Origin of the sequence: uncultured Caballeronia sp. (assembly GCF_964243625.1) — a bacterium.
In the GTDB taxonomy this organism is placed as follows: domain Bacteria; phylum Pseudomonadota; class Gammaproteobacteria; order Burkholderiales; family Burkholderiaceae; genus Caballeronia.
Genome location: NZ_CAXTGZ010000386.1, coordinates 1 through 5,915 on the forward strand (window position 1 = coordinate 1; position 5,915 = coordinate 5,915).

General features: G+C 61.6%; 4 protein-coding genes and 2 pseudogenes. All 6 read right to left on the reverse strand.

Annotated elements, in window-relative coordinates:
* Window positions 1-180 precede the first annotated feature (180 nt).
* Window positions 181-1,160 (reverse strand): annotated as a pseudogene (otnK, locus tag ACFFAR_RS22440) (3-oxo-tetronate kinase); the annotation flags it as partial.
* Window positions 1,157-1,951: a hydroxypyruvate isomerase family protein gene (locus ACFFAR_RS22445; RefSeq protein ID WP_375508497.1), complete on the reverse strand. Its 795-nt coding sequence runs from the start codon at window positions 1,949-1,951 to the stop codon at window positions 1,157-1,159. The pseudogene otnK and the gene ACFFAR_RS22445, both read right to left, overlap by 4 nt.
* Window positions 1,952-1,963: 12 nt before the next feature.
* On the reverse strand, window positions 1,964-2,902 hold the full coding sequence (locus tag ACFFAR_RS22450; RefSeq protein WP_174364168.1) for a hydroxymethylglutaryl-CoA lyase: 939 nt from the start codon (window positions 2,900-2,902) through the stop codon (window positions 1,964-1,966).
* A complete protein-coding gene (locus ACFFAR_RS22455; RefSeq protein ID WP_174364167.1) occupies window positions 2,899-4,161 on the reverse strand; it encodes a CoA transferase in 1,263 nt (420 codons plus the stop codon). Before ACFFAR_RS22455 ends, ACFFAR_RS22450 begins: the two co-directional genes overlap by 4 nt.
* A 20-nt stretch (window positions 4,162-4,181) precedes the next feature.
* Window positions 4,182-5,609 (reverse strand): MmgE/PrpD family protein, encoded by a 1,428-nt coding sequence (locus tag ACFFAR_RS22460; RefSeq protein ID WP_174364166.1) that lies wholly within the window; start codon window positions 5,607-5,609, stop codon window positions 4,182-4,184.
* A pseudogene (locus tag ACFFAR_RS22465) lies at window positions 5,606-5,915 on the reverse strand (TRAP transporter substrate-binding protein); the annotation flags it as partial. The gene ACFFAR_RS22460 and the pseudogene ACFFAR_RS22465, both read right to left, overlap by 4 nt.

Here is a 5,915-nt window from a genome sequence, read left to right on the forward strand (position 1 = left end):
GCCAGCATCGGCATGCACCACTTTAAATTCTTCGGGACCGCCGTAGCGGTCAATTTGAATGACTCGATCCATTTTATTCTCCATGAAGCCTTGAATTAGCTGCTAATTCGAGGACGTCGAACGCCTTCGTAAAAAAACCTCCGAGCTTGCCGTCGCCTGCGCGCCAAACTCGTCTTACGCCGCCTTCACAACAGCAGCGCCCGCGGTGGAATACACAAGCAGAACGCCGTGTTGCAATCGCACGGCGGCCCACGCGAGCGCTTGCGCGGCGACATCGTCTCCCGGGGCGATGCGCATCGGGTCAATCGCGAACGCGGGATGTCCCGTCGCAATGAAATGCGCCACCTGCCGGTTCGTGGCTTCCGAGCACTGCCTGCCACCATCGCCCTGCTGCCCGTCGAACGCGGCAGAGTCGCCGGCGCTGTCAGAGGTTTGAGGCCGAAGTTCGCCGGCAGCGCGATCGCGAGGCCAAAAACTGCGGTCACCAGCGGCATGTATGCGAGCGCCGGTCCAAGGCTCAGCAGATCGTTGTTAGACAGCGCTTCAACGACCGCGATTCCTGTGCCCTTATGGCGCAATTCCTTGATGCATTGCGAAATTGCGGTTAGACCGCGTGCAATGACGGTGTGCTCGATCGGTCCGACCTTGTGCCGCATCTGCGGCTGCAGCACGCGAACAAGGTTGGCATCGGTCATTGGCATCAGCGGGTGGTTCTGCATTCCGCTTTTGCTAAGCAGCGCGTCGCCCGCGAACAAGTAGCCCTTAAAAACAGTGCGCCCATTCTCGGAAAACGCCGGAGTCGCTACCGTAAAGTAACGGTCGAACTCGTCCATCAGCGCATCGATTACCGGCCCAACGTTCCCTGCTGGCATGCTGTCGAAAGTCGAGCAGTACTTGAAGTAGATCTGCTGAGCCCCGGCCGCTTTGAGCCAGCGTAGCCTATCAAGGGACTGCGTCACTGCCTCATCCGGCGCGGTGGTGCGCGATTTAAACGCGGCGGCTATGGGATCCGCTCCGTTTGCCGGAGGGCCGACAGGCACACCAACGGTCTGCAATACGCGCATACCTGCGCGAACAAGATTGTTGGCCAGGTTGATGGCACAGATGAAGTCGTCGGCGATGCAGCCGAGCAACAACGGACGATTGGCAGCGGAGCTCATGTCAGGGAGCGGCGAGCCGCGGAAGCGGACGCACTATTCATCCAATGAAATCTCTCGCCCGTGCTTAAGCTCGGCCGGTACTCTGCACCGATCCACCCCTTCCACCCGAGTCGGTCAACTTCGTCAAAGACGAAGGCGAAGTCGATCTCGCCAGTTCCCGGCTCCGTGCGATCGGGCGACGATGCAATCTGGATATGGCCGATCTTTTCCCAGTGACGACGCAAGCGAGTGACAAGGTCGCCCTCCTCGACCTGGACGTGATAGCAGTCGAACATGATCTTGAGCGCGCCTAGGCCGGTATGATCGATCAATTCGCTTGCCTGATCGGCCGAGTGCAAGATATAGCCTGGTCGATCGCGGCTATTGAGTGGCTCGATCAGCAGTTGCACACCGCTACCCTCGGCGCGACGCACAGCCAGCTCCAGGTTCGCCACATAGGTGCGCCACGCTTCGGTGCGCGGGATCGCGCCCGCGAGCCCACCCATGACATGGACCGCGCAGCTGCCGAAGCGGACCGCGCAATCGAGGGCCTGGTCGAGAGACTCCAGAAAGTCCCGCTCACGACCGGGCAGCGCTGCCAATCCCCAATCGAGCGCCCCCCCGTGAGCGGTGTTGATGCCGACCATCTCGAGCTTGAGATCACGCAACAGGCCAGCGATCTCTTCGAGACCGTGCTCATAAGGAAACCAGCATTCGACCGCTGCGAAACCGGCCTCTTTGGCCGCGGCGAACCGCTGAATGAATGGAAGCTCGCAGAAGAGGATCGAAATATTTGCGGAGAAACGGGGCATGTCGTCTGCTCCTTAAGCCGTCGCCGCGGCCGCAGCGCCTTGTTCCAGTGCAATCAGGCGTTCGCGCGGCAGCCCGCGTGCGTGACTGCCCGTTGGGGCACCGGAGATCTCGACGGCCATATCGGCCGCTTCCAGCAGAGTCGGAAGATCGATGCCCGTTTTCATGCCCATTCGATGCAGCAGATGAACGATGTCCTCAGTCGCGATATTGCCTGTGGCTCCAGGTGCGAATGGGCATCCGCCGAGTCCGCCGGCAGAGGCGTCGAAGGATGTGATGCCCGCTTCGATCGCTGCCAGCACGTTGGCGAGGCCAAACCCAGCCGTGTCGTGCCCGTGGTAGCTCCAAGTGCCCGTACCTCCGAATAACGAGATCGCACTCTTGCACAGGCTCAGCACGTGGTCGGGCGTGGCCATGCCGGTGGTGTCGCTGACAGCGAACTCGATGTTGTCGCGTATCTTCAGAATGCGCTGAATATTTTCAAGCACCTGCCGCTCATCCACCAGGCCGGTGAACGGGCAGTGAAATGCAGTTCCAAGGCCGACGCGCAGTTCGACGTCCGTGTCCGAAAGCTCTTCCGTCAACGCCGAAAGGTCGTCGATTGAAGCTTGCGTCGTGCGACGCACATTACTCATGTTGTGCGCATCGGTCATCGAGATGACAAAAATCAGACTGCGAACACCGGACTTAAGCGCGCGACGAGCACCCAGTGCGTTGGGCACTAGCGCCATCTTGACCAATCCTGGCAGATCGCCAAGTCCGGCAACGACCTCAGCCGCATCGGCCATCTGCGGGACGTGCTTGGGGCTTACGAAAGACGTAACCTCCATGCGCTGGAATCCTGCGGAAGCGAGCTTGTGAATAAATTCGATCTTGCGCTGCGTTGGCACGAAGTCATGAAGACCCTGCAGCCCGTCGCGCGGAGCGACGTCAACGATTTCGATATGGCTCATACGGCACCTTCCTTTCTCATGGTGTTGATTTGATCGGAGCTCATTCCCAGGTCATGTCCAAAGACTTCCTCGTTATGCGCACCGATGTCCGGTCCGGGCCAGGCGATGCGGCCCACCGCACCGTTCGCGTCAAAGCGAGGGACAATTCCTGGATGGAGTGTCTTTCCGATAAGTGGATCGTCGATTTCGACAATCATGTCGCGCGCGCGAAAGTGGGGGTCTTCGGCGCAGTCTCTAACGGTGTAGGCACGTGTCGCCGGAACCCCGGCGTCGTTGAGGATGCGATCTCCTTCGGCCGCACTTACCGTAGCCACCCACGTAGCGATCGCCGCGTCGACCTTCGCGCGGTTGCGAATGCGGTCGCTGTTTGTTCGATACTCTGGGTCTTCGGCCATGTCCTCCCGGCCGATGATCTTGCAAAGACGCTTGTAGATCGCGTCCGAGTTGCCCGCAATGACGAGCCAGCGCTCGTCGGCGGTGCGATAGGTGTCCGATGGCACGGCTGTTGGCATGGCCGAACCCTGCGGATCGCGTACAACGCCGAGCGTTCCGTACTCGGGCAAAATGCCTTCCAGCATGCTGAAGACGCCCTCGTAAAGAGCCACGTCAATCTGCCGGCCGCGTCCCGTGCCCGCTACGTCGCGCTCGTAGACCGCTGCAAGGATGCCGCCGACCGCATAGAGCGCCGAGAGGTCATCGCCGATCGACACCCCAGTGCGCACCGGGGGCAACGGGGTCTGCTCGGCCGGGTAGCCCGTGAGGTAGCGCAGACCACCCATCGCCTCTCCGACCGCGCCGAAGGAATGACGCGTGTGATAAGGACCGTCCTGCCCGTAGCCCGAAATGCGGCACAGAATGACTCGAGGGTTCAGCGTCTGCATTGCTTCATAGCCGTAGCCCCATTTTTCCAGCTGGCCGGGACGGAAATTCTCGACCACTACATCCGCCCAGCGAATGAGGCCTTCAATCGCCGGCTGGGCGGCGGGGTTTTTCATGTCGAGCGTGATGCACCGTTTGTTGCGATTGTGCAGCGACCAAATGATCGACTTTCCGTTCGAACTCAGACCCCAGTTGCGCAATGGTTCGCCGCCCCGCGCCTCCACCTTGATGACATCGGCGCCTTGATCGGCAAGCATGCGCGTGCAGAAAGGAGCAGCGATGAAGTGACCAAGTTCGAGGACCTTGAGCCCGCGCAGGGGGCCGTCGGGCCGGGCGGGGGCATCAGGTGCGACGGTAGGATGTAAAGAGGAAGTCGTCATGGCTTTAGGAAGGTATGCGTTCAACTGATGGAAGAGTGGGCAGGTATGCCGGTGCAGCCCTGCAGGGGTCGCTCCGCCAGCTGCTCGAACAAGGACTGTGAAGAGCACCGCGAACCAAGTGTCCGGATGGCTTCGAGTAGCCGCGTGGCACCCTCTTCCCCAAGCAATGGCCGAGCATCGTTTGTGAAGCGTGCCTCAATGGCCTGCATGCTCATTGGCGTCGCATCAGGGACGCTGTCGCGCAGCGTCTCTCCATTTATTGTTCGTACGCTGATCGAGGCGCCCAGACGTTGAGGATAGCCAGCGTCGATCCCAGGATCGACGGTGACATGGCAGCGGGTCGCCAGTTCGTTGACCTGCAGGTTGCGCGGCTGAGCCCAATGTATTTCGTCGATTGCAGAGGCACACAACACGCTGGCGACACCGAACTGGATGCTCTGCTGCGCTGCGGCTGGATTCGAGAACGGTCCCGAGAAATCACAACCGGGGAATACGGCTGCGACGCCCGCAACGCCGATGTCGACGCGGGCGATTTCCTCCGGCGTGATGCGGTCCTGGAGTGCCAACTTGAGCGCGGCCTGGCATGGTGCCTGAGCGAAAATACATGCGGGTGCGAGCTTATGAATCACGTCGAGCATGTGAAAGCGCTTGCCCAGCTGGTCAGTTAGCACCCCGGCGCGTTCAATGGCGCCGTAGGCTGCGAGGAGGCCCGCAAGGCCCGAGAGGCTGCGTGGAGCCGCCTGCGCACCGGCGCGTGCGAGCTCCACTGCGACGATTGCATTGCGCGCCGCCGTCCCGGCGTGAAAGACGTGTTCCGAAGTGCCAGCGCGTGCCCATTCGTTCAGACCCGACGCGGTGTTAGCTGCCAGCGCCATCGCCGCGCGCGTCGCATGAGTGTCAAGGCCGAGCACACGTGCGCCGGCAGCCGCCGCACCGACCGCACCAGTCAGTCCTGTAGGCCGGAAAATGCGAGAGACCGCCGGAGTCACCAAGGCCAGTCCGAGGCGAATTGAGACTTCGTATCCGGCCACGATCGCGCAAAGCAGATCACTTGCCGAAGCGCCACATTCTTCACCGAGTGCGAGCACGACCGGCAACACGACCATGCCCGGATGGCTGGCGCTCGGCGCGTGGGTGTCTGTGCGGATGGTCGCCGCAGCAGCGATCGCGTTGACGAATGCGGCATCGGCCGCGCGCTCGCGCCGCGGGACCCCGAGCACGAGCGCGCGAGAGTCCACCCGCGCGCCACCCAATGACGCCAGTGCATGAAGCGCCTCCTGGGATCGCACGAGCGTCATCGACGCCCCAATGCCATCAGTCAGGCATAAACGCGCCTTCTGAACAATCGCGGGGGCGAGTCCGTCGAGCGTGAGCCCGGCAACAAAGTCGGCGAGCACTGCTTCGACGTCGGGGACCTCGGACAACAGGCTCTTCGGTGATGTATTCATGCGAGCGGCCCCGTGGCTTTTTCAAGCGCGGCCCAGGCTTCGGGACCGAACTTTGCCTTCCACTCTGCGTAAAAGCCGCTCTTGCGCAGCGCGCTGCGAAAGGCGTCGCGATCCACATCGTTGAAGATCAGGCCCTTATCCTGCACGTGCTTGCGCGCTGCGACCGTGCGTTGGCGGATCTCTGCCCGCTCTGCAACCGCGGCATCGGCGAAGTTTTTTGACACGATCTGCTGCAGCGATTCGGGCATGCTCTTCCACGTGCTACCGTTGACCAGTGTGAAATAGCCGTCCCAGATGTGCCCCGTG